The organism is Chitinasiproducens palmae, from assembly GCF_900095735.1.
Lineage (GTDB): Bacteria > Pseudomonadota > Gammaproteobacteria > Burkholderiales > Burkholderiaceae > Chitinasiproducens > Chitinasiproducens palmae.
The window spans coordinates 76,410-101,852 of sequence record NZ_FNLO01000015.1; the positions used below are offsets into that span (position 1 = coordinate 76,410).

A 25,443-nucleotide genomic window follows, 5' to 3' on the forward strand; every position below is an offset into this window, starting at 1 on the left:
CACTATGCCGACACGATATGCGACCGTCACCAAGAGCAAGTTGCTCGATGCGGCCGAAACCCTATACGCGGAGCACGGACAGGAAGGCGTCACCCTCAGACAGATCACCCAGGTGGCGGGCGTCAACCTCGCCGCGGTGAACTATCACTTCCGTTCGAAGGAAGCGCTGATCCAGGCGATGAGCGCGCGGCTGCTGGATCCGCTCTGCTTCGAGCGCCTCGACATCCTCAATTGTCTCGAAGGCCTGCACCCAGGGCAGTTGCGGCCGCTGCACGTGATCGCCTCGGTGGTGATCCCGATGATCGTCCGGCAGGCCTCCGCCGGCCAGGAAACGCATTATTCGATGATGTTGCGCCGGCTTTCGTCGGATCCGTCGCCGGTGGTGCGCGACTACATCTCCCGGCGCTACGCGAGCGTGAGCGAGCGTTTCGACGCCGCCTTGCAGATGTGCGTGCCCGGCCCGGTGAGCGAGGAAGTGCGTTGGCGCGCCCGCACCCTGATCAATGCGGTGCCGAGTACCGTCGGCAATCTGAACACCGGTATCATGATCGGCGCGGCACTGGCCGAGCCCGGCATGACGATGCGCACGCTGTTGGTTCGCTTCGGCAAGCTGTGGCATGCGGTCATCGGCGTCGACTGCAACGAGACGGAGCTCGTTCGGGAAACGGATCAGATGCTGCGCGCCGTCGTCAGCGCCGGCCTGCTGCCGCCAGGCAGCCTGGCTCAGTTGGGCGGTTGACGCGCGCGCCACGTGCGCTGGCCGTGCGCCGGCCGTCCATCGCGGCGTGGCTTCTGTCTGCCGAGTAATGGGCCTCGGATCGTCGGTCGCGTCGACCGACAGCCGCGCTGCGTCGGCCGTCATGTGTTGCCGGCGCGCAGTCCGGGCTCGTCGTCGAACAGCTGGTATTTGCGCATCTTCTCCCACAACACCTTGCGGCTGATGCCGAGCACGCGTGCGCTCGCCTGCCGGCGCCACTGGTTGTCGTCGAGCACCGCGAGCAGCCGCGAGCGTTCCTCCGGGTCCCAACGCGCGCGCGGCGTCTGACGTGACGCCACCGCAACCGCCTCCCGTTCGGAATGTGCGTTCGCCAACATACGGCGGATCCGAGTCGCGTCCCAGTCGCCAAGCTGACGAACGATCACGCCGACGCGCTCCGAGAAGTTGCGCAGCTCTCGCACATTGCCGGCAAAGCGCAGGTTGGCAACCGCATCGAGCAGCCAGCGCGGCATGTCGGCCAGGCCGCCCGGCCGCGCGTCGCCGATGGTTTCCTCGACGAAGCTGCGGAAGATCGCGATCTTGTCGGCCGCGCCACGCTGCTCCAGGCTCGGCACCGCCAGCTCGACGACGGCGATCCGATAGAACAGGTCGGCGCGGAACCGGTCCTCCGCGACCATCGCGAGCACGTCGCGGTTCGTCGCCGCGACCAGCCGAAACTGCGTGCGCGTCGGCACCGACGCGCCGAGCCGCGTGACGGTCCCCTCTTCCAGCACCCGCAGCAGTTTGACCTGTTGATAGGGCGGCAGATCGGCAATTTCGTCGAGGAACAGCGTACCGCCCGCGGCCTGCTCGAAGAAGCCGAGATGGGTGCCGGTCGCGCCCGCGAGCGCGCCCTTCACATGTCCGAAGAACAACGATTCGAACCGCCCCTCCGGAATCGCACCGCAGTTCACGGCGACGAACGGCCCCTGCCCAAAGCGCCGGTGACCGTCATGCAGCAAATGCGCGATGCGCTCCTTGCCGACGCCGGTCTCGCCGTGGATCAGCACGCTGGCGTCGCAATCGGCGAAGATCGCCACTTCATGCAACAGCTCGCGCATTGCCTGCGATTCGGCGACGAAGCGCGAACCGGTGCGCTCGTGTGCCTCGCCGGCAAACAGTTGCTCGCCGACCAGCTCGGTCAGCTTGCGCAATTCCGCGCACGAGAAATCCGCCGGCAGAATGGTTTCGTACTCGGTCGCGTAGCTGCGCACGGGCCGGTCGCGCGGCATCGAACCGATCCACACCACCGCCATTCCCTGCGTCGCCTCGCAATCGCGCGCCCAGTTGGCGCCGTCGACCGCGGTCGCGCTGACGATGGCGATGCAATGATGTCCGCGCCGGCACGGCGGCAGCCGCGTCTCGGCGCGTGACACAGTGGTTTCGGGCCCGCTCAGGCAACGCTCGATGCGCTCGTAGATGTCGGCGCTGCCTTCCACCACGAAGATGTCGACGCCTTCGAGCGCGCGTTTGCGCTGCGCGCCTCTGCTGCCGGGAATGCGTCGCTCGAGCCTCGAGTCCATATGCGGTTTCCGTTCGTCAGTGCACCAGTCGCACCCGCGTGCCGAGACAGCCGAGGTATTGCAGCGCAAGTTCGTCGCGCCCCAGGCCGGTGCCGAAAAATCCCTTCAATGCAGTGGCCAGCGCGGCGCCCAGCGCATCGAGAGGCGGTTGCAGCAGCTTCTCGACCATGCCGAGCGCGGTGAGCTGCGTGTTGGCAAAACCGCCGGTGCTGCCGATCAGCTTCGAAGCCAGGCATTTCTGCTCGTCGCCCCCCAGTGCCTTCAGCCCACAGACCCCGACCAGGCCACCGACCAGCCCGTTGACGATCTGCTGGATCGAGCCGACCAAGGTGGTGCTGGCGGCCGACACCGCGCCGAGCGTGGCGGGCAGCGTGGTGGCGTCGCTCGGCAGCAACGCTTGCACGGTGGCGTCGAGTGCGTTGGTCAGCGTCGGCAGCGCGGCAAGCGCACTGTTCACGAAACTGGCCGCGGACTTGAGCCCGTCGGAGGAGGCGGCGAGCAGGCGCGTCGAGATCGCGGTCGTATCGGTGCTTGCCTGGCTGCCGTTGCGACCGTTCAGCAGCGTACCGAGCAATTGCGCGCCGACTGCGGTGCTCAAGCTGCGCAACGTCTGATCCAGTGTCGTGCCGACCGACAGTGCGTTGCTGCCGGTCAGTACCGACTCGCCCTGCGCAAGCGTGTACGGTCCGCTGTCGTTCGGCAGCGGCGTCAATGCAAAACCCGCCTTGAGCACCACGGTGCCATTCAAGAGGTTGAGTACCTGCTTGGCTTGCAGCCCTTCCGAACACGACGCCTGCTGGCTGAAAACCGTGTCCGGCGCGAAATCGCCGACGCACACGCGCAGCAATGGTGAGGCGACGCTGAAGGTGGCCAGATCGTTGCCGGCCGCGTTCTGCTCGGTACACATCGAATCGAGCCGTGCCGAACCGTTGGCGACGTCGATCACGATCGGCAGGTCGGCACTGGTGACGAGCGTGCTCTTCAGCAACCCGGAGATGGCGGGTAGCGCACTGCTGTCCAGGTGCGCATAGAGCCGGACCTGCGCGGAATAGGCGGTAGTGCCGACGCCGCCGATGCCGATCGAAGGCGGTTCGATCACCCGCATCTGCACGGCGGCGCTCGCGGCCGACGCATCCACCGTAAACGCGTGGCCCGTCACCACGTTGCCGAGCGCGGCGGTCACCACGTCGAGCGCGTTCAGCCTGGTGTCGAGAATGCTCCGCGTATCCGGCGCACTGCTTCCGTCCCCGCCTGCGATGGTCAACACTCCGCGCACGGTTCCCACCGTGGCGAGCGTCACCGGCAGGCCGAGCGCTGCCGCGTTGATGCCGAGCGCGGTCGAGAGATTCGGCACGCCGCTGCTGCTGCCCAGCGCATCCAGCAGCTGTGACAAGGTCGTCGCATGAGCCTGCAGCAACGACCCCAACGTTGCCACCTGTGCATCCGCCGGCACGTCGATGCCGAGCGCGCGCAGCAGGTCGCCGGTTCGCACCGAGGCGCCCAGCAGTTGCGTCGGCGTGGCGACGTCCAGGCGGTCGACGTCGATCACGGTGCGCAACGCGGTCGGCACCACGCCCCCCTGCAGTTGCAAGAGCGTGGATCCGATCGAGAACGCCGCGGCAGGAGCGCCATCGCGGATCGCGATGGCTTCGGCCGTCACGTCCGGAAGATGCCACCAGGGCAATGCGAACGGCAACGCACTGCTGACCGTCACGTGCACCGCGTTCGGTTCGCCGTCCGCGACACCGACATGGTAGTGCGATGCTTCGACGTAGGTCGGCGACCAGCGCCCGCAGTCGCGCTGCAGCGATGGATAGCTGCCGTTCTGCGCCGCGTTGCCATCCACGCTCTGCAACGCGTCGCTGCAATCCGTGCCGTGCAGCCGCTGCGCGCCCGCCAATGCGCTGAGGTCGGCAACTTTCTGAAGATCGCGCCGTAGATGAAAGCGGTACCCGACCACCAGGGATTCGAGCAGGATGATGCCCACCAGCAGCATCAGCGCCGCAGGCGCGACGATCACGCCGCGCGCTTGCGCATGCCGGCCACGCCGCATGCGGCGCCTGCCGGCCGACCGTCGGGTGTCCGACGTGCCATTCCGCATTGGATCAATGGCCACTGAGGGCGGGCTCCAGTTGCACCATGGCGCTCGCGCGGAGCTCGTTCGGCAGCGCGAGGCCGATCAGCGGCAGCGTCGGCACCAGCGGCCGCGTCCCATACGGGTAGATCACGGTCACGCGCATGCACTGCCGGGTGCTGTCGTAAGGGCAGACGGTGGGCGCCGGCTTTTGCGCGACACAGTCGAGCAAATCGCCGGCGAGCCAATGCGTGGCCTGGTTTGCCGCCGCGCAGGCGGCAGCGCCGGGGTCGGTGCTATAGCGCAATGCGGCTCGCGCCCCTTCGGCCGCCGCCAACGTCAGCGTGTGCTGGGTAATCAGGATCAGACCGAACGTCATCAGCCCATAGGTCAGCAGGAACAACAGCGGGAACACCAGCGCAAACTCCAATGCCGCAACGCCGCGCTCGCTGCCCTCGCTGCCCTCGCCACGACGCACACCGTCGGCCCTGTGAAGGCGTGGCGCGCGAGTCGGCTTCATTTCGCATGCTCCGCCGAGACCGCCTGTTCGAAGAACGCCGGTATCGGGTGCGAGAAGCTCTGGGCGTAGCGCCTGTACGACAGGCTTGCGGTCTCGCCGAGCATCGGCAGCGGCGCGCCCGCCTGCGTACCGTCGGCCTGCGCCGCCAGCAACGCGCGCGTTGTATCGCCAACCGCATGCGGCCCGTCGGCCGGTGCCAAACGCGCGGCCGAGCCCGGCGACGACGTCTGTGCCGTCGTTTCGGTTGCCTCTTGCGCCCAGCCACAGGTCGCGAACGCCAGCAGCAGCAACGGTGACAGCCACAGCGCATGCAGACGCGGCGCGCGGGCGGCGGACCCGCGGGCCACGCGGCGCAACGCGGTAGGGGTCACGCTTTCAGCATCCGCATCGAGCAGGGGCACGTTCATCGCAAGACTCCAGGCGTATCGAACATCGCGTCGCGTGGCTCGAATGCGTTGCGACCGGACGCGGCCGCGGACGCCGAATGCAGCGTGGGCGCCGGCATCGCGTCACCGTCTTGGAACGCGTCGTCGGTCCGTGGCATGGCCGCGTCGGAAGCGGCGCCGAACGGCGACGCGTGGTACTCGGTGTCGCGCGGTGCGCTGTGCGGGGACTGCGGCGGCAAGTCATGCGCGGAGCCCTCGGCACCGGCCGCCGCGAGCGCGTTCGGGGCACTCAGGCGCGCTGCCACCGCATGGATGGACAGCACCGTGGCCGACGGCAGCTTGCTGCGTGCGATCACTGCGTCGGCCGCCTGCGCCTGGCCGTTGAGCAGTAGATACAGCACGAAATTGCTCATTACCTTGTGGTTGCCGGGCGCCAGTTCGGCCGCCTGTGCCACCGGGACACGGGCACCGGCTAGATCGCCTTGCAGCAGGAGCGCATAGCCGAGATCGTTGAGCAGCGACACATCCGTCGGGGCATGCGTCACCGCCTCGCGCAGCGCAGGCACCGCCAGATCGAAACGCCCTCGCGACGCCTCGACAAGGCCGATGCCGTTCAGTGCACGCGCGGCCGTGTCGCCGCGCTCCAGCGCGCGGTACACGGCCACCGCCGCGTCGCCCTGCCCTGTTGCGCGAAGCGCGTCGGCACGCAGCAACGCAATGTCGTCGGCTGCGCCATAGCGCTTCTGAAACGCATCGATGTGCGCGAGCGACGCGTAATACATGCGCTTGTCCTGCATCTTCCTGATCAGCGACAGATACAGGCCGCGATCGTCGGGCACCGCTTGCGCCTGCGACGCTTCGGCCGCCTGCTGGCGACGCAGCGCCTCGTCGCGGGCCACTTGCTCGACCGACGTGGCGCGGCTCGCGCAACCACCCACGGCGCCGAGCCCGGCCATGGCGAGCCCGGCAATGGCGAGCCATGCCGGCAGCAGCATGACGCCAAGCGCGAGCCGGCCCGTCCGCCGCCGGCGCAACGCGACGGGGTCGGCTGAAGCCTGTCTCGACCGTCCTGCATGCACGCAATCTCTCACCATCATCCCCCCAGCCTCGACAAGCCACGTATCACCGCCAGGAAGCCCGCGCCGCCGGTCACCACCAACAGAGCCGGCAGCAACGTCAACACCATTACGGCGGTCATCTTGACCGTCAGCTTGCCGGCGCGCGCCTTCATCTCGAAACGCTGGCGCTCGCGCACGCGCTCGCCGAACTGGCGCAGCTGCTCCTGCACGCCACCGCCGAAGCGATCGAGCTGGACGATCAGCGAGGCTACCGCCGCCAGATCGTCGTTGCGGAACACCGTCGCGAAGCGCTGCAGTGCCTGTTGGCGCGCGCGGCCGCCACGATACTGCGTCGCTGCCAGCGCGATCTCGTAGGACAGCACCGGCAATGCGCCGTGCATCTCGTCCTCGATCAACTGCAGCGACTGATCGATGCCCAGGCCGACGCCTTGCAGCAACCTCAGCAGGTCGACCAGCAGAGGCAGTTCGGTGTCGGCGCGACGCCGGCGCAGGCTGGCCTGCCGCAGCAGGAAGAACTTCGGCGCCATGTAACCGAGCGCGAAACCGAAGAAGACGATCGCCCACCACCGCATCATCGAACCGCCGCCGAACAGGACCACGCCCAACAGCGGCAGGAGCACGGCAAGCCCTGCGCGGCTCAGAAAGAACAAGGCGCGACCGCGCGGATCGTCGTAGCCGCAGCGGTCGAGCAGTGCGCGATCGTCGTCGGCGACCAGTTGGCGCCCGAGACCGGATGCGGCGCCGCGTGAACCGACCTCGACGACACGCTGACGCCAGTCGGCCGCGGGCGACGCGGCGGCGGCCGCTTCGCGCGCATGCAGCATGCGATCGAGCGCGCTGCGACGGCGCGACTGCATGTGCAAGCGCGCCAGCACCGCAGCGCCGATCAGCAGGAAGGCGCTGGCCAATGCCAGGCAGGCAAGCGAGGCAAGCGTGGTTTCCGAGAAGGCCGACAGCGCGCTCATAGGCTCCTCGCGAGGCGGTACAACAGGATGCACCCCACCGCTTGCAACGCCGCCGCGCCAACCAGCATGCGGGCGCCGGTGGGGTCCGCCCACATCGAGACGAACAGGCTGTTGTTGTAGAGCACCAGAAAGCCGCCGATGCCGAGCGGCAACAGTCCCAGAATCCACGCCGACAGCCGGGTCTCCGCGGACAGCGCGGCGAGTTCGTCTCGCGCCTGCTCGGCATCGCGCAGCAGGCCGGCAATGCGATCCAACACCTGGTCGCTGCGGCCGCCGAAACGGACGGCAATGCCGAGCACCGCGCCGATCACGTAGAGCGGTTCGATGCCGTGGTGCCGCGCGGTCTGCTTGACCGCGACATCGAGATCGATGCCCGCCTGGCTCAGGCGAGCGGCGCGCGCGAGCATCTCGCCGAGCGGCGCATCGGTATTCGGCGCGATCTGTTGAAACGCGGACGGCAGGCTGGTGCCGATCGTCATCTGCCGGACCAGGGCATCGAGAAACGTCGGCAGCTGACGGATCGTGCGCGCCTCGCGACGCGCAGCCAGCAGCCACAGCCAGAAACGCCCGCCCACCGCGCAGAGCACGGCCACCACCGCGGCAGCCAGCGAACCCAACCACAGCATCGCGAGCACCACGGCGGCCATCGCCACGAGCACGCTCCACAGCAAACGGCGCGAATCGGCCGCGATGCCCGCACGCAGCAGCCAGCCGCCGACCATCGGCAAGCGATCGATGTCCTCCGCCAGGCGCTGCGCCGGCGCCCGCCGCGCCGGCGGTGCACCGGGCGCGAGCCGCTGCTCGACGAACGCGAGCCGTGCCGCGGCGCGCGCGGCGGCGTTGCGTTGCGCGAGCAGGACCAGCGCCGACGCGAGCAGGATCACGGCGGCGGCGGCGCAGGCGAGGGACAGCGCGTTCATCATCGCCTCCCGAACCAACCGCCGCGGCCCGCGCCATCGTCCGGCGCGAGCGAGCGCGGCGCGTTCGGCAGCAGTTGCTCGCGCTGCCGCGCGAGCTTCGGCGTGTGCGGCGCTATGCCGAGCGACGTCCACCACTCGCTCTCCTGTCCATCCGGCGCGACGCCGCTGTCGTAGCGATACAGCTCCTGCGTGGTCACGATGTTGTCGCCGAAGCCGGTCACTTCAGTGACGGAGACGATGCGACGCTTGCCGTTCGGCAGGCGCGCGATCTGCAGGATGAAGTCGAGCGCGCTCGCGATCTGCCGGCGCAGGCTGCCTTCGCTGCCGTTGAAGCCCGCGAAGCCGGCCAGCATCTCGATACGGTACAGACACTCGCGCGGTGAATTCGCGTGAATGGTGCCCATCGAACCGTCGTGGCCAGTGTTCATCGCCTGCAACATTTCCAGCACCTCGGCGCCGCGCACTTCGCCGACGATGATCCGGTCCGGTCGCATCCGCAGGCTGTTGCGCAGCAGGTCGCGGATCGACACCGCGCCGCTGCCCTCGAAGCTGCCGTGGCGGCCCTCGAGCCGCACCACGTGCGGATGGTTGAGCGACAGTTCGGCCGTGTCTTCCACCGTCACCACGCGTTCGGCGGGATCGATGAAGGCGGCCAGCGCATTGAGCAGCGACGTCTTTCCCGAACTGGTGCCGCCGGACACCAGGATGTTGCAGTGTCCTTTCACGGCGGCTTCGAGCAGTCGGCGGATCGCCTCGTCGAAGGTGCCAAGACGCGTCAGATCGTCTGGCGTCAGCGGCTGCTGGCGAAACTTTCGTATCGACACCATCGGCCCGTCGACCGCGAGCGGCTCGATCACCACGTTCAGCCGCCCACCGCCCGGCAGACGCGCGTCGACCATCGGATTCGATTCATCGACGCGCCGCCCGAGCGGCGCCAGCACCCGGCGCACGATGCGCAACACGTGCTGGTTGTCGGCAAAGCGGATCGCCTCGCGGCGCAACAGGCCGTGGCGCGAAACGAAGACCTGCTCGTGTCCGTTGATCAGGATGTCCTCGACGCTCGGATCCTGCAGCAGGTCTTCCAGCGGGCCCAGTCCGACCAGTTCCTTGGTCAACTCGGCGGCCACCACGCGCAGCTCGGTTTCGTTGACCGGCACGCGCCGCAAGCGGGCGCAGGCCTCGACCTCCAGATCGACGAACTGTTCGATCGCGCGCCGCGACCAACGTCCGAACTCGGTGCCGAGTTCCTCGATGCGGCCGAGCAGATGCGCATGCATCTGCGAACGGATCGCGACGAAGCGCTCCGAGTGGATGAAGTCGGCTGGTTGCTCGTCGGCAAAATCGATCTGGTTGGCCATCGGCTCTCTCAGAAAAATCGCTCGCGCCACTGGCGCAGCCAGTGCAACGGCGGCCGCGCGGGCGGCACCCCGGTGCCGGCGGCGTCCTGCACGCCGTGGTGCCCGGCAGCAGGCTCGCGGCGCAACGCGGTGTCGACCAGCCGAGCGAGCGATCTCACATACCGATCGCGCGGCCGCAGCGCGAGCAGCTTGCCGACCGACGCGGCCGCAGCCAGCGCGACGCGGTGCTCGGGCAGCGTGCCGGCGAGCGGCAGCGAGAAACGCGCCGCGAGCTGATCGGCCGCCAGACCGCAACGCGGATCGTGACGGTTGACGACCAGTTGCAGCGCACTGCGCGGCACGCCACGGGCGTCGTAGTCGTCGAGCAGCGTCTTGAGCGACACCACGGCGGCCACGCCTTGCTCGGCGAGCACGAACGCGCTGTCGGCGCGCTTGAGCAGCGACGCGCCGAGGTCCGGGTTGCCAAGCCCGCCCAGGTCGATCACCAGCACGTCGAAATAGCTGCGCAGGCGCTCGACCAGCGCCAGCGCGTCGGCCTGCTGAACTGCACGCATGCGCGCCAGCTCCTGCGGCAAGGACAACACGCTGAGACCGTGTGGAGACTCGGGCAAGGCGGTCTTCACCAGCGTCTCGTCGAGCCGGCTCAGACTGTGCACCGCGTCCGCCAGATCGAAGCCACCGCTCGTGTTCGTGTAGAGCAGACCGTCCCCTACCGGCATGCCGAGGTCGAGCAGCGCGACGCGCCTGAGCTTCGCCGTCGCACGCTGCGCATCGCCGCTGCGCGCCAACGCGGCGAAATGGGCGGCGAACGTCGACGCGCCGACACCGGCGCGCGCGCTGGTCACCGTCACGACCGTCGCCTTGGCGGCGTCGTTCCGGTTCAGGAGCCGCTTGACGACCGCGCGCACGGTCTCGTCCGGTTCGTCCAGGTCGACGAAGTCGACCACGCCCGCGCGCATTGCGGCCAGCATCGTGGCGCTGTCGGTGGCGCTGCCGACACCCACCAGCAATGCACCGTCCGCGCAGCCACGCACCACCGAGGTCGCCGCCATCGGGTCGAGCAGGCGACCACGCGGGCCCGGGGCCGGCTTGAAGTCGATGAATGCGAGCGTCGGCCGCAGCGTCGATGCGCAGCGCGCGAAGCATGCGGCGTCGCCGGTCTGGTGCTGGACGTCGGCAATGCCGCCGAGGCATTCAGCCAGGCGCCGGGCCCGCTCGGCGGATTGGCTGAAGAAGACCAGCGTGGCTGGCGCTTGGCGGGTATCGGACGATTGGGACGGTAGCGCATTCATGGCGATCAGCGGCTGAAGCCGGGCAATTCGTTGTCGGCCGTCGCGCCGCCGAGATAGCTGCCCCATACCGGCTGGTCCGCCGCGTCGCGCGCCTGGCCCGGCAGCGCCAGCGCGACGCCGCGCGCGATCGGGCGTACGAGGTGCGGCGTCACCACGATCACCAGTTCCTTGTCGTCCTGCTGATAGCTCAGCCGCTTGAAGAACGTGCCGATGATCGGCAAGTCGCCCAGCAGCGGCACCTTGTCGAGGCTGGACGTGGTGGTGCGAGACACGAGGCCGCCGATCACGAAGCTCTCGCCGTCGCCAAGTTCCACCGTCGTATCCGCGCGCCGCGTGGTGATCGCCGGGACCGCCACGCCGTTGAGCACCAGCGCGCGATTGAAATCGAGATCGCTCGCTTCGGGCGCAACCTTCAACGCGATGCGCGTGGGACCCAGCACCGTAGGCGTCACCGTCAATCCGACGCCGAACGATTTGTACGTGATCGTCGTGGTGCCCAGCCCGCCCGCTTCCGGAATCGGCAATTCGCCGCCGGCAAGGAAGCTCGCCGACTGACCGGACAATGCCACCAACGACGGCTCCGCGAGCACCCGCGCCATGCCGTTCGATTCGAGCAGGCTCAGGTTGCCGAACAGCCCGTTGCCGAACGGGCCGGCGACCAGGTTGAAGGCGCTGGACATCCCGGTGCCCACCGTGTCGCCAAAGGACAGACCGGTGCCTGCCGCATAGCTGGCGACACCGTTCGGATTGAAAACACCGAACCCGAAGCCGTTGGCCCGGCTGGTGAACAGATTGAAGCCAGCCTCCTTGAGCACCCGCCGGCTGAACTCGACCACCTTCACGTCGACTTGCACGACGCCGGAGGGCGTCACCACTGACCGATCGACGACGCGGGCCGCGGAGCGTGCCGCGACCGCAACGGCCGCTTCGTGATCGAGCGACGAACCGGCCTGCCCCGACAGCAGCGCCGTGTCGCCGTAGACCTCGAGCCGAGGGCCGGACGCGGGCAGCAGCGCATCGGCCAGCGCGCTGCGGACGCGAACGGTCTGCCGCGTCTCACGCTGGCCGTTGCGCCAGACGGACAGTGTCGTGGTCCCGGGCTTCTTTGCGATCACCAGCAAGCCGCCGCGCACGGGCACCACATCCGCCACATCGGGATCGCCGATCGCCACCCGTTCGAGATCCGGCGCCGGCACCATGCGCTGTTCGTCGACCGACAGTGCGAGCGAGCGTGCGAGGGACCCGCGATCGAGCAGTGCGGGCGGCAGGGGCGGCACCTGGGCCACGGCAGGCAATGCGCCAGCGGTCGCCCCGCACAGAACGATGCCGCGCCAGAGCCAGGCCGCCTTCGCAACGCGTGGCGGCAGGCAGGACAGGACGTGCCGCGCGACTTGGCACAAGGCATAGACGCCCAAGGTATGTCTCATTGCACAACCGCCTGGCGCGACACGCTTGTCCCGCGTATGACTTCGACGTAACCCGTGCGCGCGGCGACCGCGCGCGGTCTGGCGCTGCGCCGCACCGGCACCGCGGCGCCCAGTGCGCCGGCCAGCCCGTTGGAATCCAGGCCGGCGAACGCCCGGTTCTCCGGCGCCGCCAGCGTCGCGCGCTCGGCGGCGGAAAGATCGGCACGGACGGGCAGTGCAGCGGCCGGCGCCACGAAGAGGGCCGGCTCCGGTACGCCGTCGTCGCGCGGATCGCGCAGCGCGAACACCAGCTTGCCGGTCTGCATCGCAAGCAGCAGGCGGTTGACGTCGGCGACGGGCACCGCGAGCACCGCCGTACGCGCAGCGCCTCGTACGTCGCTTCGTACGTCGCCTCGTAGGTCGTTTTGGGTTTCGCGTTGCAACGCGTTGGGGTTGATCTGCCCGGCCGTGCCGAGTGCCCGGCTGCCGTAGCTCAGCACGCGTATCCGTGCCAATAGCAGGCGCGCTTGCGTGCGCTCGGCCTCGTCGGCACGCACGGCATTGCGGCCGTGCAGGGTGAAGAAAATGTCGACCGTATCGCCCGGTGCAATGGCATGCCCCACGCCGACCGTTGCGTCGACAGGCACCGCAATGGCGCGCTCGCCGGCCGCCAAAAGCGACGGCAGGGCCGCCTCCAGGCCGGCGTCGGTCAACGGCATGCCTGCGGCAACCGGGCTGCGCGGCGTTCGCCCCACCAATGCGGCGATGCTCGCGTAGCTGCCTTCCGGCTTGGCGGACATGTCGATACGGCGCAGTTGCTCGGCTTTCAGCGGCACGCCGGCCGGTAGCGACCGCGCAGCCACGACGACCGCGAACACGGGCGAAGCCGGGCTGGCCGAGGCGACTGGCACCGGCGTCGGTTGCCGCCGCCCCACGACAAAGGCGAGCACCGCAAGCACCAGCGCGACGAAGATGAGCAGCGCGGCGACGATACGAACGCCCGCGTTCATTGCGGTGTCTCCACCTGCGGCGTCAGCCAGCCAAATCCGCGCTTCGGCAAGTGACGGTCGTTGCGATGCAGCTTGTCCCGGATGGACCGATTCGCTTCAAGCATGTGTTTCCCCGTCCGACATCGACGCACGCTTCGGTTGTGTCGCCGACGCGTCGACCGCCTCGTTGCCGCCTCGTTGCCGCCTCGTTGCCGCCTCGTTGCCGCCTCGTTGCCGCGCTCATCCTCCGGGCGGATGGGCGCGCCTTGCCAAGCCCTGTGTTGCACCTTCGAAACGACGCTCAGCTCGCGAGCGGGAGGTATCGCACCGCGACGCAGGCGGCCAACGCCATATACGCCGCGTAAGGAATACCTTCCCGCCCCTGCCGGGCGGACTGCACCCGATGCCACCACTGCCGTTGGCCGAGACTGGCGCCCAGCCATCCCACCGTGCCGTATCGCGCACTGGCGTAATGCAGCAGTGCATGCGCACCGGCAGCCAGGTTGGCAAGCAGCCATGCCACCAGCAGCGGCACCGGCCCGATCAGCAGGCCCAACAGCGCGGCGAACTTGACGTCCCCCGCGCCGAGCAGGCGAACCGCGTACAGCGGCAGCATCAAGGCCGCCGCCGCGCTGAATCCTGCCAGCGCCGCACCCCAGCCAGGCGGCACCCGCCCCAGCGACAACAGCACGCCTTGCGCAAGCGCCACGATCAGCACCAGCCGATTCGGTACACGCCGCGCAATCAGGTCATAGGCGACGAATGGGACGCATACGATCAGCAGCACCAGGGCATTCATGCGCGGCGGGCGATCGGCCAATGCATGCTGGCGAGCGACGGTGCCTCGGTCAGGTCTTGGGCACCTTTGCGGCGCCGTTGCCCAACGCCGTGCTGATGCCATCGAAAATGCTCGTGAGACTGGTGGAGATCGTGCCGAGCGCACCGATGATGGCCACCGATACGAAGCCCGCGATCAGCCCATATTCGATTGCGGTCGCACCGGTTTCATCGGCGATAAATCGGCCCACGGTCGAACGGAAGGTTTTAACGGAGAGTCTGCTTTGCATGCCATACCTCTTAATGTTGAGACGCACTGCTGTTATGCCGCAGCGCCACCATTTCAAGACATCGGAGCCGTCCGGGCCAAGTCTTTGCCGCGCCATTCCGGTTCGGATGAGTTGAATTGGACATCATCGGATGATTACAAACAAGCTTCAAAAAAGACTCGGAGAAGCTTGTCGGCGCGCCAGCCCACCTGTTCCCTCTCAGTGAAAACCCTTGCTCCTCCTTCGAAAAAGGATTGTTCTGAAACTTAATATCCTTATTTTTCAGCACGTTAATAAATATTCGAGCCGGCTACAAGTGCCACGCCGGCGATTGTCGACGGTCCATAGAGACGCCTCTCCAAACGACCGTTTGATTCATGCGCTCGAAAAGCAACGTGTGGCGGCGGTCACGTTACATAAAGTTCGGTTTCAACGTAACATCCAGTAACACGGCTCCATAAACCAATCAGATATTGCTTACTTAAATCAAGTTCCGCGTGGAATGCGCGATCCCAATCGAAGCGATACTAAATGGCCGCATCGGTTTGAGATTAATCGAAACCGTGCGCGCATTGCGTCCGAATCGCGGCGACGACAGGAATGCGTCGGAAAGCAAACGGCGATGCCCGGATCGGCTCAAGTGGTCGGCAGCGGTGCGATGTCAGAGCTCACGATGCCGAAACCGTGCATCGGCGATCGCGGAGTGGAATTGGCAGGCAGCGGCCGGCAGCACGCTGCTATCGGTAAACGGCAAGCGGTAAGCGGTAAGCGGTAAGCGGTAAGTGGTAACGGGGACCGGCTTCGAGCTGTCGGGCAAGCGCGGAGGCAAGCGTGTTGGTCGATCGGCACAACAGGACGGCTCGGTAGCACGTCAAGTGGTACGCGTAGGAGCACGCGAGGGAGCACGACATGGCGCGAACACTGTCTCGAAACGGAACGCGGCGCGTGCCTGGCGCGAAGGGGTGCGCAGCGCCGGCCGCGACCATGGTCTGGGGCGAGCGAACGATACGAATCACGATGGGCGCCGCCATGATCTTGGCACTGCTCATCGCAATGGCAGTCGTACTTGCGCTGGCACCGATGTGGGCAGCCGCTGTCGCCACCGCGCCCCGTCCCAGGATGTGACGAGAGCGTTCGGGCAAGAAGGGGGGCGCTATGCCGCAGCCATGTCGCTCCGGCTCAACCGAAGCGCAAGGCAGTGGGCGACGCCGCCCAGGCGCCACGGCACGGTTGGTAGCCGCGCGGCGTTCGAGATGTCCCGGTCGAGCGGGTCAAACCAGGCATGACTGGTTCCTGCCGCCCTGCCGCCCCGCCGCCCTCACGAACGGCGGATCAGCCGGCGCGACGCTTGCGGAGACCGTGCGACAGCAAGCCGAGCAGGTCTTCCGGCCGCACCGGCTTCTCGACGAAGTGGTCGAAGCCCTCCGCCATGCTGCGCAAGCGCGCGACATCGCTGACTGCGCCGGTCAACGCAATCGCTACCGAAGGCATCAAGCCGTTGCGCAATTCGTGATCGCGCAAGCGCTGGACGAAGTAATAGCCGTCCATGCCCGGCAAACCGATGTCGCATATCACGGCGTCTGGGGACGCCGACTCGGCCAGCAGAATGCCGTCCTCCGCATCGCTGGCGAACAAAGGCTGCATGCCAGCCGTTTCGAACACGGCGCCCAGCGCATCGCGTGTCGAATCGTCATCTTCGACGATCAATAGGGTTACATCTTGTAAATTCGGATAAGAATCCATTAAACCTTTTCGGATGCGTCAATCGGGCGATCGGCATCCGCGCTCCAATCTCGATTCTGTGTGGTTGGCTGACCGCTATTGTCGCATCGCGGCGGATCCGGCGTCGTCTCAGGGAAGGCGAGCATAGGGCTGTCCCCAGGCAGGCGGCGCGTCATTAATCCGCAAAAGGCCTGCCAAGTCGTTCACCGGCCCCGGGCTCGGAGGTCGAGATGGATCGCGGACGCTGCAATCGCCGCGCCGCCGAACGCTACCGTGATCTGGTTCAGGCCCTGCGCGACATCGCCCGCTGCGTACAGGCCGGGGATGCCGGTGCGGTGATGCGGATCGATCTCGAGGTAGCCGGCGGCGTCCGCCGTCGCACCGAGCGCGGTGGCGAGGCCTGAGTGAACGCGCATGCCAAGCGCGCAGTACAGGGAATCGCATCGGAATTCACCACCCGCATGCGGCACGATGACCTCCGCGCCCTCGGCCCGGATGGCTTGCGTCACGGTATCGAAACACGGCGTCCCCGTTTCGCGCAGGCTGCGCCGGGCCGCCTCGCTGATGCGATGCCCGTGTACCAGCAAAACGGTCAGCGATGCGGTGAATTGACGCAAGTACGACACTTCGCCCAGACCTGCGTCGTCCGCCACGATCACGCCAACGCGCTGGTCGATGACCTCGTAGCCATCGCAGACCGGACAGTACCGCAGGTGCCCGCTTCGCCGCGCCTCGGCAAGATGGGGCATCTCTGGCTCGATATCCGCGGCGCCGGTCGCCAGCAGGACCGCAGGCACCGCAAGCGCACCGCCCGACCAGCGCACCTCGACATCGCCGTCCTCGCGTGTGTCGAGCCGCTCAACGGCGGCGTGGACTGTCTCGACCGCGTAACGCCCGAGCTGCTCGCGCAGCGTGCCTAGCAATCGCGTGCCGGGCATGCCCTCGAGCGCGCCGGGGTAGTTGTGAGACACCGGAATCATCGCCGCGCGCGGGCGGCCGCCGTCGAACAGGATCACACGTCGCCGAAGCCGTGCAAGGTCGAGCGCGCCGATCAGACCGGCGGGGCCGCCGCCGATCACGGCGACGTCGAATCGTTGTTCCATCGTCGTGCTTCCCCGCTGTCTGAGATGGGCTTGGCAACGCCTGTTCGGCGAGAAGACCTGGCGTCATCGCGAAGTGCGAAGTGCGAAGTGCGAAGTGCGTAGTGCGTAGTGCGTAATCCGACGTGCGAACAGGGCCGTCGCGTTTTTTGCACTGCCCGATCGTGCAAGGGCCGTTCCCGCGACGGCACGGCGCTTGCGGCAGGTGCTTGGCGCGGGCCAGGCGAACGCGACGACCGCGGCGCCGACGGACTTGCATCGACACACGCGCATTGCCCCGCGTGGCAGGCGGGGACGCGCACCGACATCACACAGGAGCACATCGAATGAACCGTTTTGACAACAAGGTCATCATCGTCACCGGCGCTGGATCGGGTATCGGCGAGGCCAGCGCGCGGCGGTTCTCGGCGGAAGGCGCCGCAGTCGTGCTCGTCGGACGAACCCGCGACAAGCTGGAGCGGGTGGCGGCAGACCTGCCGTCCGAGCGCACATTGGTGCACGACGCCGACGTATCGCAACTGGCGCAGGTCGAGACGATGATCGCGGCCACGGTGAGCCGGTTCGGACACGTCGATGTGCTGGTCAACAATGCTGGCGTGGCGCCGACGGGCCGCATCGACGAAGCCAGTGTCGAGGACTGGCGCAGCGTGATGTCGTCCGACCTGGACGGCGTGTTCTACTGCACCCGCGCGGCGATCCGACACCTGATCGCGAGCCGGGGGAACATCATCAATGTGTCCTCGGTGTCCGGCCTGGGCGGCGATTGGGGCATGAGTTTCTACAATGCAGCGAAGGGTGCCGTCACCAACTTCACGCGTTCGCTCGCGATGGATCACGGCCGGGACGGCGTGCGCGTCAATGCGGTCTGCCCCAGCCTCACGATCACCGATCTGACGCAGGACATGCTGGACGACAAGGCCTTGATGGCGCGTTTCGAGGAACGCATCCCACTGGGACGCGCGGCCCAGCCCGACGACATCGCCTCGGTCATCGCATTTCTCGCCAGCGACGACGCGCGTTTCGTGACCGGCGTGAACCTGCCCGTCGACGGCGGCCTCACCGCCTCGAACGGCCAGCCGAAACAGGCCTGATGGCACGGGCCGGAACGAGAGCGGAACAGCCGTGACGCGGCAGGCAAGCATGCCGGCCCACCGTGCAGGCGCGGCGCCTCATGCCGAGACGCGGCTCAATGGGCAGGCGCGTACTCGGCCGTTTCGGACAGTTTGTCGAGCGGCGGCACGGCGCCCTCGTTGGCCAGCAACGCACGCTTGCGCACGTAACGCATGATGCTCGTCGCTCCGTAGCGCGATCCGCCCATGCCCGACTGCTTGAACGCGGTCTTCTCGCCGTCGAACATCATCACGCGCGGCAGCTCGGTGTCGTTGATGCTGACACCGCCCGCCTCCATGCGCGTCGCGAAATCACCGGCGGTGTGCGTGTCGGGACCGAACACCGCGCCGCTCAGCCCGAAGATGCTGTCGTTCATCAGCCGTTCGGCCTCGTCGTCATCGGTGAAGCGCATCACCGGTACCACCGGGCCGAACGTCTCCTCGGTCATCAACGTCATCGAGTGATCCACCTCCGTCACGATGGTGGGATCGACCCACACCGCGCCGTCACGCACTTCGCTGTTGCCGCCCAGCACGATCTTCGCGCCCTTGGCGACCGCGTCGTCGAGTTGCGCGTCGATGATCGCGCCCTGTCGGTCGAAGATCATCGGGCCGTAATGGCCACCGTCACCCGCGGCAACGCTGCGACGCAGGGTCGAGGCCTGCGACACCAGTTCGGCCACCAACGCGTCGTAGAGCGAGGCATGCGCGTACACGCGTTCTATCGCGTAACAGACCTGCCCGGAGTTGTAGAGCGCGCTGCGGAGAATGCTGGTTGCGGCGCGCGCCACATCCGAACCGGCAAGCACCACCGCGGCGTCCTTGCCGCCCAGTTCGAGAAACGCCGGAATGAAGGCCTGTGCCGCCGCCACCGCGATCTTCCGTCCAGTCGGCACGCTGCCGGTGAAGACCACCGCGTCCGACGCCGCCACCACGGCCTGTCCGGTTTCCGCGCCACCCTGCACGAGGTTGACGATGCCGGCCAATTCCGGCACGGCAGCCAACGAGCGCCGCAGCGGCTCGACGAAACGCGGCGTGACTTCGCTCGGCTTGATCACCACCGCGGCGCCGGCTACCAGCGCTGGGATCGCGTCGATGAACGACAGCACCAGCGGGAAATTCCAGGGGCTGATGACGCCGACGACGCCGTACGGGACGTACGTCACCTTGAAGACAACATCCGGATGATCCGGCAGCTTGCGGAAAGGCGTCGCCAGTACGTCCGGGGCCGCCGCGCAGAAGCCATGCAGGAAATGCACGATCGCGCCGAGTTCCTCGTGCGAGATGCGCTGGCGTCCGGTGTCGACGCTCAACGCGTCGACGATGTCCGCGCCGTGCTTTTCCAACTGATCGGCCCATGCCAGCAAGGCGCGGTTGCGGTGCTCGATGCCGCCAGCGGCCCATGTCCGCTGCGCGCGCCGCGCCGCGCCGACCACTTCACGCACCTGTTCCGCGCTGGCTGCCTCGAAACGATAATCCTGCTCCCCGGTCCGCGGGTTTCGTACTGCCATCGACGTCATTGTTCGCCTCGTCCGTTCCACAAACACATGGCCGGCTGCGCGTCGTGCGCGGCGGGGCCATCGGTGAGGCGATGCTATCAGCGCCGTTTTTCGCAAAACAGCGGACGTCGTGCGATCCAGCCGAAATCCTAAATCAAAGAGCGCATTGCAATACGCTCGACGGCACTGGCTACGGCAGCGTGCGCGTCGTCGCGGCCGGCGACGTCGCGACGGTGGCCGCCGCACCCGCGATCGGGCTGGCAAGCCGGCGCGCATCCTTTGGCGAGAAACCGAAATAATCCCGAAACGATGCGGTAAAGCTCGTCTGGTGCTGGTAGCCGACGGCCAGCGCCACCTGCCCGACCGGCAGGCGTTCATCGACCAGCAGTTTCAGCGCGTGGTTCATTCTGCAGCGCTGCCCGTATTCGAAGATGGTCATGCCGAACAGGAATTTGAAGCCGCGCTTCAACTTGGAAGCATTGGTCCCGACGGCGCGCGCCAAAGCCGGAATCGTCGGCGTCTGCTGCAGATCGGCGACGATCAGTTCGCGCGCCTTCTCGATCAGGCGCAAGTCTCGCGAAGACAGCGTCTCGCCCGGCTTGTCGGCAGCCCGGTGCGCAAGCCACATCTCGATGCTGACGCACAGTAGTTCGACGCATTTTCCCTCGACGTAGAACAATTCGCGCGCGCCCTGAAAGCGGCTGGACAGCAGCTGATCGACAACGTGCAATGCATCCACGCTCAGCGGCATCTGCCGGTGAAAGATCTGGTCGCCCCCGACCTCGGCCAGTTCGTCCCGCAAACCGGCCGTCTCGTCGCCCATGGTGCGGAGCATGCGATTGATGTAGCGCTGGGTGACATAGAAACTCACCGACCGCCACGGGCCCGGTCCGCACGTCACCTGGTAGCGGACATCACTGCCCTGCTGGCAGACGAGCAAGGCCGGCGAGCCGACATGCATGTGGCCCGTGTCCGAAAAGTCGACGCTGGCCGGCCCGGCCACGGCAAAGTGGAACTCGACGAAGCTTTCCGGCAGGACGTTTTCACAGCGGCTGCGCGCGTAGTTGCAGTCGGAGACCACGACGAAAATGTCGTCGCGAATGCTGACCATCTTCCAACTGCCTTCCTCCGCATCGCCGGGTACCGGCACCACCGCGCCGTAGAGCCCGAAGTCCGCCGCGCTGACGCAATCGGGCCGTGTGCGAAGCTGGTGGAACGCTTCGCTCATGCGGGCGAAGGGGCCGGCGAGCGCGGTACGGAAAAGGCCGGTCGAAACAGCTTGCGCCATGACGGATCACCTCATCGGCTGGAGTGGCTGCACTGGATGCCGCGGCGTGCCGCGACCCGGGGCCGGCGTTCGCCCGCACGGCACTGCGCCCGATTATAGGTGCCGAGCGGGCCGCGCCATTATTCGGAGCCACCCGAAAAAAGAAACCCGCTTCCCTATCTTCTGGGCGGCTTTGCGAGGACGGCGGGCGGCGGGCGGCGGTATATCTGACGGCACTGCATGCCCTTCGTCGACGACGCCGGCGGGCCTCGCGGTTCGCTGTGCGACCGCGCCACCGGCGTCCTGGAATCCTGTAATGAGACACTACCTGAACCGGCTGCGCGCCCGCGGCGAACTGATCACCGTCACCCGCGAGGTTGCGGCGCAGCACGAAGCCGCAGCGGTCGCGCGCCGCCTGCAGCGCGAGACACGCAAACCCGTCCTGTTCGAGAACGTGCGCGGCTACGACATGCCGGTGCTGCTCAACGTGTACAGCGATCACCAGCGCCTGCGCGAGATCATCCGCTGCGGCGTCGACGAGACGTTCTGCGCGCGGTTGGACCGCGAGATCGGCATTGCCGCCACGCTGGAGCAAGCCACCGAGCGCGTCGAGACCCCGGCGGACTGGGTGAGCGGCGCGCTGTCCGATCTGCCGATCCTGACGTATCACGAACGCGACGGCGCACCGTACATCACGTCCGGCATCTTCGTCGCGCGCGATCCGGACAGCGGCGTGCCGAACCTGTCGTTTCACCGCTCGATGGTGATCTCCGACACGGAACTGCGCATCCGGCTGGGCAGCAGCCACGACCTCGCACGCTACCAGCAACGCGCGGAAGCACGCGGCGAAGCGCTGGAGGCGGCGATCCTGATCGGCGCGGCGCCCGAACTCTTCATGGCGGCGTGCGTTTCCCTGCCGCCCGAGGGCGACGAGATCGCGCTGGCCGCCGCCATGCGCGGCGGTCCGATCGCGATGCGACGCGCCCACACGATCGATCTCGACATTCCCGCCAGCGCCGAGATCGTCATCGAGGGACGGATCGCGCCGAACGTGCGGCGTCCCGAGGGACCGTTCGGGGAGTTCATGGGCTACTACGTCGAGGTCGGCGACAACCACGTTTTCGAGATCACTCATGTCGGCTGGCGCGAGGGCGCCGTCTTCCACGGCCTGATCTGCGGCTCGGACGAGGATCTGCGCCCGCTCGAAGCCGCCACCGCCGCTCGCATCTTCAAGGCGGTGTCGGCGCAGGTGCGCGGCGTTCTGGATGTCTCGTGCCAGCCGACGGTGATGAACACGATCATCAAGATCGACAAACAGTACGACGGTCACGCGCAGCATGCACTGCTCGCGGCGCTCGGCTCGCACCTCGATTACAACAAGCTGGTGATGGTGGTCGACAAGGACGTGGACATCTACAGCCTCGACGAGGTGATCTGGGCGTTTCTGACGCGTGGACGCGCGGACACCCGGACCATGGTGCTGCACGACGTACCCGGCTTCTACCGCGACGCACACAAGGATCACTGGGGCCGGCTTGCGATCGATGCCACCATGCCGTGGGGACGCGAACGCGAATTCGAGCGCAAGACCATTCCCGGCGTGGACACGCTGTCGCTGGCCGACTACGTGCCGGAGCTGCAGCACGGCGGCCTGCGATGAAGCGGATCGTCGTCGCGATCACCGGTGCCACCGGCGCGATCTATGGTCTGCGCATCCTGGCACTGCTGCGCGAACGGCAGGTCGAAACCCATGCCGTCGTGTCGCGCGCCGGCTGGCTGACGTTGCACGACGAAACCGGCAACGGACGCGCCGCGCTCGCACGAGCGGCCGACGTGCTGCACGAGCACCAGGCAATCGGCGCATCGATCGCGAGCGGTTCGTTCCGGCACGACGGCATGGTGATCGCTCCATGTTCGATGAAGACGCTCGCGGCAATCGCCCACGGCCTGGACGACAACCTGGTCACGCGCGCGGCTGACGTGACGCTGAAGGAACGCCGGCGGTTGATCCTGCTCGCCCGGGAAACGCCGCTGACGCTGGCCCATCTCGACAACATGACGCGTGTCACGCAAATGGGCGGCGTGGTGATGCCGCCGCTGCCGGCGTTCTATGCGAAGCCCACCGATATCGCCGCACTGGTCGACTACACGGCGCAGCGCGTGCTCGACCAACTGGGCTGCAGCGACGAAGCCAGCTACGCACGCTGGCGTGGCATCGGCGGCGAGCGTGGCTGAGCGTCGCGCCGACTGAGCATGCTTACTGAGCGTGCTGATTGAGCGTGCTGACCGAGCGTTGCGGGTGACGGAGCGCCGGGCTTCGCGGTGACGCTCGCTTGACTCGCCGCGCCAACCCTGCCCCACGCGGCAAAGCCAGCTGCGCACACGCCAAAACACTTTCATCCCGCATCTACAGCCTGGCACTGCCCAATGCAGACACGCCGCCAGCATGCTTGCGTCGAGTGGAGCGTTCCCGTGGCGCACGTCGAGCCGCCTCGCGATGCAACGCAAGATGGCACACGGCTGCACGCAGCGGTATGCCATCCAAGCGCGGCTGTCGACGGTGAGCGGGCGACCGCGCGGCGCGGTGCGCCAACTCGACAATGCGTTTCAGTCAGGCCGGAGACCGCGCCCCGCGCACCACTACGTCGGTGCGGCTCGCAGGGCGTCGCGCAGCGCAGCGTTCGTCGCGGCGTCCGCGCTCAGCGCTTTGCGACCGCCAGTTGGCGTCGCGCAGCCGGCGCGCGCTTCTTCCGGGTTGCCATCGACAACAGCGTGACGAGCACGAAGACCGCGGTGACCAGCTTCAGATCGGACGGCTGGAAGCCGAACGCCAGCACCAGCGATATCAACTGGAAGTAGATCAGCGAACCCAGCACCGGCGCCAGCACCTGCCGCGTCATCGTGCGGTTGCCGATGACGGCCTCGCCCAACAGCAATGCCGCGAGGCCATTCACCAACACGCCAAAGCCCATGTTGACGTCGGCAAAGCCCTGGTTCTGCGCGAGCATCGCGCCGCCCATCGCGGCGAACAGATTGGCCAGACCCAGCCCCACCAGCGTGTAGACCTTCACGTTGATGCCCTGCGCCTTCGCCATCGACGGACTGGAACCGATCGCCCGCATCGCAAGGCCGTGTTCGGTCCGCAGGAACCACAGCACCAGCGCCGCGATCGCCACGTCGATCAGACCCAGCATCGCGATGCGCGGCAGATAGCCGCTGCCGTCGCCCGGCAGCGCCGAGAAGATGCTCTTGTAGCTGAACAGAGCCGCGTTCGGCTGGCCCATCACGCGGATGTCGACCGAATACAGCATCGACAGCACCAGAATCCCGCACAGCAGCGTGTTGATCTTCGCCTTCTCGTGGATATAGCCGGTCAGCACCCCGGCCAGAAACCCGGCGAACGCGCCGCCCAGCAACGCGCTGACCGGATCCAGACCCAGCATCAGCAGTTTCGCGCAGACGCAGGCACCGAACGGAAACGCGCCCTCGCCGGTCATGTCGGCGAAGTTGAGGATGCGGAACGGAATCATGATCGCGATCGCGATCAACGCATAGGTCAGTCCCTGGAGCAGGCCGACCGGCACCAGGTCGATGAATCCTGAAATCACGTTCATGCGTTCACCGTCATCGCCGCGTCGGGCGTCTCGTTGAAAGTGGCCATCAGCTTTTCCATCGTCATCGCGCGCTTCGCGTCGCCGCTCAGGTCGCCGACCACCCGACCGTCGCGCATCATGACGAGGCGGTTGCCATAGTCGAGCGCGTGTTGCATGTTGTGCGTGACCATCAGCGTCGTCAGCCGGGACTCGGTGACCACCTGATGGGTGACGCGCATCACGATCTCGGCGGTGCGGGGATCGAGCGCCGCCGTATGCTCGTCGAGCAGCAGCAACTGCGGCCGCTGCAGCACCGCCATCAGCAGCGACAGCGCCTGGCGCTGCCCGCCCGAGAGCAGCGACGCCTTCGCCTTCAGCCGCTTTTCGAGACCGAGGTCGAAGGACGCAATGCGGTCGCGGAACTCGCCGGACAAGGCCGTCGTCAGACCCAGCGAGAAACCGCGTTTGGCGCCGCGCCGGTGCGCGACGGCCAGGTTTTCCTCCAGACTCAGCGCGGCGGCGGTGCCGATCGACGGATCCTGGAACACGCGTGCGATGTGCTGCGCGCGACGGTGCGTCGGCAGCGGCGTGACGTCACGGCCGTCGATCGCGATCACCCCGCTGTCGGGCGTGACTTCGCCGGCAAGCATGTTGAGGAAGGTGGACTTGCCCGCGCCGTTGCCTCCGACCACGACCGCGAAGTCGCCGGCCGCCAGCTTGAGCGACACGTCGGTCAACGCGATGCGCTCGTCGACGGTGCCCGCGTGGAAGGTCTTGCTGACGCCTTCGACGGACAGCATCGGAATATAGGTTTCACGCATGGCGTTGACGGAGCTCA

Annotated in this window: 23 protein-coding genes; 4 read left to right on the plus strand and 19 right to left on the minus strand. The window is 67.3% G+C overall.

Annotation, left to right across the window (positions count from 1 at the left end):
* Positions 1–4 precede the first annotated feature (4 nt).
* Positions 5–739, plus strand: coding sequence for a TetR/AcrR family transcriptional regulator (locus BLU54_RS20735; protein WP_091912594.1), 735 nt, complete (start codon positions 5–7; stop codon positions 737–739).
* A gap of 119 nt (positions 740–858) precedes the next feature.
* On the opposite strand, the gene BLU54_RS20740 is transcribed toward BLU54_RS20735, so the two are convergent.
* The 15 genes from BLU54_RS20740 to BLU54_RS20810 all read right to left on the minus strand — a co-directional run bounded on the left by BLU54_RS20740 (position 859) and on the right by BLU54_RS20810 (position 17,140).
* The gene (locus BLU54_RS20740) at positions 859–2,280 is read right to left on the minus strand and encodes a sigma 54-interacting transcriptional regulator (protein ID WP_091912596.1); all 1,422 of its coding nucleotides are present in this window, start codon (positions 2,278–2,280) and stop codon (positions 859–861) included.
* A gap of 16 nt (positions 2,281–2,296) precedes the next feature.
* A complete protein-coding gene (locus tag BLU54_RS20745) occupies positions 2,297–4,300 on the minus strand; it encodes a TadG family pilus assembly protein (RefSeq protein WP_170845250.1) in 2,004 nt (667 codons plus the stop codon).
* A gap of 85 nt (positions 4,301–4,385) precedes the next feature.
* Positions 4,386–4,874, minus strand: coding sequence for a TadE family protein (locus tag BLU54_RS20750; RefSeq protein ID WP_091912600.1), 489 nt, complete (start codon positions 4,872–4,874; stop codon positions 4,386–4,388).
* Positions 4,871–5,281, minus strand: a complete 411-nt coding sequence (locus tag BLU54_RS20755; protein WP_091912601.1) for a DUF3613 domain-containing protein — start codon at positions 5,279–5,281, stop codon at positions 4,871–4,873. The genes BLU54_RS20750 and BLU54_RS20755 overlap by 4 nt, the downstream gene beginning before the upstream one ends.
* Positions 5,278–6,255, minus strand: a complete 978-nt coding sequence (locus BLU54_RS20760; protein ID WP_139169785.1) for a tetratricopeptide repeat protein — start codon at positions 6,253–6,255, stop codon at positions 5,278–5,280. Before BLU54_RS20760 ends, BLU54_RS20755 begins: the two co-directional genes overlap by 4 nt.
* A gap of 98 nt (positions 6,256–6,353) precedes the next feature.
* Positions 6,354–7,304 (minus strand): type II secretion system F family protein, encoded by a 951-nt coding sequence (locus BLU54_RS20765; RefSeq protein WP_091912605.1) that lies wholly within the window; start codon positions 7,302–7,304, stop codon positions 6,354–6,356.
* Complete coding sequence (locus BLU54_RS20770; protein WP_091912607.1) at positions 7,301–8,224, minus strand: type II secretion system F family protein; 924 nt, start codon at positions 8,222–8,224, stop codon at positions 7,301–7,303. The genes BLU54_RS20765 and BLU54_RS20770 overlap by 4 nt, the downstream gene beginning before the upstream one ends.
* Positions 8,224–9,582, minus strand: a complete 1,359-nt coding sequence (locus BLU54_RS20775; RefSeq protein ID WP_091912609.1) for a CpaF family protein — start codon at positions 9,580–9,582, stop codon at positions 8,224–8,226. Before BLU54_RS20775 ends, BLU54_RS20770 begins: the two co-directional genes overlap by 1 nt.
* Positions 9,583–9,590: 8 nt before the next feature.
* Complete coding sequence (locus tag BLU54_RS20780) at positions 9,591–10,874, minus strand: AAA family ATPase (RefSeq protein WP_091912611.1); 1,284 nt, start codon at positions 10,872–10,874, stop codon at positions 9,591–9,593.
* Positions 10,875–10,879: 5 nt separating this feature from the next.
* On the minus strand, positions 10,880–12,301 hold the full coding sequence (locus BLU54_RS20785; protein ID WP_091912613.1) for a type II and III secretion system protein family protein: 1,422 nt from the start codon (positions 12,299–12,301) through the stop codon (positions 10,880–10,882).
* Positions 12,298–13,290, minus strand: a complete 993-nt coding sequence (cpaB, locus tag BLU54_RS20790; protein WP_091912615.1) for a Flp pilus assembly protein CpaB — start codon at positions 13,288–13,290, stop codon at positions 12,298–12,300. The genes BLU54_RS20785 and cpaB overlap by 4 nt, the downstream gene beginning before the upstream one ends.
* Positions 13,291–13,570: 280 nt before the next feature.
* Positions 13,571–14,068, minus strand: a complete 498-nt coding sequence (locus tag BLU54_RS20795) for an A24 family peptidase (RefSeq protein WP_091912736.1) — start codon at positions 14,066–14,068, stop codon at positions 13,571–13,573.
* A gap of 49 nt (positions 14,069–14,117) precedes the next feature.
* On the minus strand, positions 14,118–14,432 hold the full coding sequence (locus tag BLU54_RS20800) for a Flp family type IVb pilin (protein WP_268874553.1): 315 nt from the start codon (positions 14,430–14,432) through the stop codon (positions 14,118–14,120).
* Between the two features lie 1,215 nt (positions 14,433–15,647).
* The gene (locus BLU54_RS20805) at positions 15,648–16,022 is read right to left on the minus strand and encodes a response regulator (RefSeq protein ID WP_170845251.1); all 375 of its coding nucleotides are present in this window, start codon (positions 16,020–16,022) and stop codon (positions 15,648–15,650) included.
* A 218-nt stretch (positions 16,023–16,240) separates the two neighbouring features.
* Positions 16,241–17,140, minus strand: coding sequence for an NAD(P)/FAD-dependent oxidoreductase (locus BLU54_RS20810; RefSeq protein ID WP_091912621.1), 900 nt, complete (start codon positions 17,138–17,140; stop codon positions 16,241–16,243).
* Positions 17,141–17,463: 323 nt separating this feature from the next.
* On the opposite strand from BLU54_RS20810, the gene BLU54_RS20815 reads away from it, so the two are divergent.
* Positions 17,464–18,228 (plus strand): meso-2,3-butanediol dehydrogenase, encoded by a 765-nt coding sequence (locus BLU54_RS20815; protein ID WP_091912623.1) that lies wholly within the window; start codon positions 17,464–17,466, stop codon positions 18,226–18,228.
* A 95-nt stretch (positions 18,229–18,323) separates the two neighbouring features.
* Here the strand turns inward: BLU54_RS20815 and BLU54_RS20820 are convergent, their stop codons facing one another.
* Entirely contained in the window at positions 18,324–19,757 is a 1,434-nt protein-coding gene (locus BLU54_RS20820; protein WP_235838059.1) for an aldehyde dehydrogenase family protein, read from the minus strand.
* Positions 19,758–19,935: 178 nt separating this feature from the next.
* Entirely contained in the window at positions 19,936–21,033 is a 1,098-nt protein-coding gene (locus BLU54_RS20825; protein ID WP_091912627.1) for a helix-turn-helix transcriptional regulator, read from the minus strand.
* 295 nt (positions 21,034–21,328) lie between these two features.
* Here BLU54_RS20825 and BLU54_RS20830 point away from each other — a divergent pair, with 295 nt between their 5' ends.
* Together BLU54_RS20830 and BLU54_RS20835 are read left to right on the plus strand one after the other, a co-directional pair.
* Entirely contained in the window at positions 21,329–22,672 is a 1,344-nt protein-coding gene (locus BLU54_RS20830; RefSeq protein ID WP_091912630.1) for a UbiD family decarboxylase, read from the plus strand.
* Positions 22,669–23,247 (plus strand): UbiX family flavin prenyltransferase, encoded by a 579-nt coding sequence (locus tag BLU54_RS20835; protein WP_091912633.1) that lies wholly within the window; start codon positions 22,669–22,671, stop codon positions 23,245–23,247. The genes BLU54_RS20830 and BLU54_RS20835 overlap by 4 nt, the downstream gene beginning before the upstream one ends.
* A gap of 464 nt (positions 23,248–23,711) precedes the next feature.
* On the opposite strand, the gene BLU54_RS20840 is transcribed toward BLU54_RS20835, so the two are convergent.
* Both BLU54_RS20840 and BLU54_RS20845 read right to left on the minus strand, forming a co-directional pair.
* A complete protein-coding gene (locus BLU54_RS20840; RefSeq protein ID WP_091912635.1) occupies positions 23,712–24,626 on the minus strand; it encodes an ABC transporter permease in 915 nt (304 codons plus the stop codon).
* Entirely contained in the window at positions 24,623–25,426 is an 804-nt protein-coding gene (locus tag BLU54_RS20845) for an ABC transporter ATP-binding protein (protein ID WP_235838060.1), read from the minus strand. Before BLU54_RS20845 ends, BLU54_RS20840 begins: the two co-directional genes overlap by 4 nt.
* Positions 25,427–25,443: the final 17 nt, after the last annotated feature.

Bases quoted from the DNA above. Each gene is read 5' to 3' on its own strand.
- BLU54_RS20820 (WP_235838059.1), bottom strand. From the start codon at position 19,757: ATGGCAGTACGAAACCCGCGGACCGGGGAGCAGGATTATCGTTTCGAG.
- BLU54_RS20795 (WP_091912736.1), bottom strand. From the start codon at position 14,068: ATGAATGCCCTGGTGCTGCTGATCGTATGCGTCCCATTCGTCGCCTAT.
- BLU54_RS20845 (WP_235838060.1), bottom strand. From the start codon at position 25,426: ATGCGTGAAACCTATATTCCGATGCTGTCCGTCGAAGGCGTCAGCAAG.
- BLU54_RS20770 (WP_091912607.1), bottom strand. From the start codon at position 8,224: ATGAACGCGCTGTCCCTCGCCTGCGCCGCCGCCGCCGTGATCCTGCTC.
- BLU54_RS20735 (WP_091912594.1), top strand. From the start codon at position 5: ATGCCGACACGATATGCGACCGTCACCAAGAGCAAGTTGCTCGATGCG.
- BLU54_RS20840 (WP_091912635.1), bottom strand. From the start codon at position 24,626: ATGAACGTGATTTCAGGATTCATCGACCTGGTGCCGGTCGGCCTGCTC.
- BLU54_RS20800 (WP_268874553.1), bottom strand. From the start codon at position 14,432: ATGGCGCGGCAAAGACTTGGCCCGGACGGCTCCGATGTCTTGAAATGG.
- BLU54_RS20785 (WP_091912613.1), bottom strand. From the start codon at position 12,301: ATGAGACATACCTTGGGCGTCTATGCCTTGTGCCAAGTCGCGCGGCAC.
- BLU54_RS20825 (WP_091912627.1), bottom strand. From the start codon at position 21,033: ATGGCGCAAGCTGTTTCGACCGGCCTTTTCCGTACCGCGCTCGCCGGC.
- BLU54_RS20775 (WP_091912609.1), bottom strand. From the start codon at position 9,582: ATGGCCAACCAGATCGATTTTGCCGACGAGCAACCAGCCGACTTCATC.
- BLU54_RS20765 (WP_091912605.1), bottom strand. From the start codon at position 7,304: ATGAGCGCGCTGTCGGCCTTCTCGGAAACCACGCTTGCCTCGCTTGCC.
- BLU54_RS20755 (WP_091912601.1), bottom strand. From the start codon at position 5,281: ATGAACGTGCCCCTGCTCGATGCGGATGCTGAAAGCGTGACCCCTACC.
- BLU54_RS20810 (WP_091912621.1), bottom strand. From the start codon at position 17,140: ATGGAACAACGATTCGACGTCGCCGTGATCGGCGGCGGCCCCGCCGGT.
- BLU54_RS20760 (WP_139169785.1), bottom strand. From the start codon at position 6,255: ATGCTGCTGCCGGCATGGCTCGCCATTGCCGGGCTCGCCATGGCCGGG.
- cpaB (WP_091912615.1), bottom strand. From the start codon at position 13,290: ATGAACGCGGGCGTTCGTATCGTCGCCGCGCTGCTCATCTTCGTCGCG.
- BLU54_RS20830 (WP_091912630.1), top strand. From the start codon at position 21,329: ATGAGACACTACCTGAACCGGCTGCGCGCCCGCGGCGAACTGATCACC.
- BLU54_RS20740 (WP_091912596.1), bottom strand. From the start codon at position 2,280: ATGGACTCGAGGCTCGAGCGACGCATTCCCGGCAGCAGAGGCGCGCAG.
- BLU54_RS20835 (WP_091912633.1), top strand. From the start codon at position 22,669: ATGAAGCGGATCGTCGTCGCGATCACCGGTGCCACCGGCGCGATCTAT.
- BLU54_RS20780 (WP_091912611.1), bottom strand. From the start codon at position 10,874: ATGAATGCGCTACCGTCCCAATCGTCCGATACCCGCCAAGCGCCAGCC.
- BLU54_RS20815 (WP_091912623.1), top strand. From the start codon at position 17,464: ATGAACCGTTTTGACAACAAGGTCATCATCGTCACCGGCGCTGGATCG.
- BLU54_RS20750 (WP_091912600.1), bottom strand. From the start codon at position 4,874: ATGAAGCCGACTCGCGCGCCACGCCTTCACAGGGCCGACGGTGTGCGT.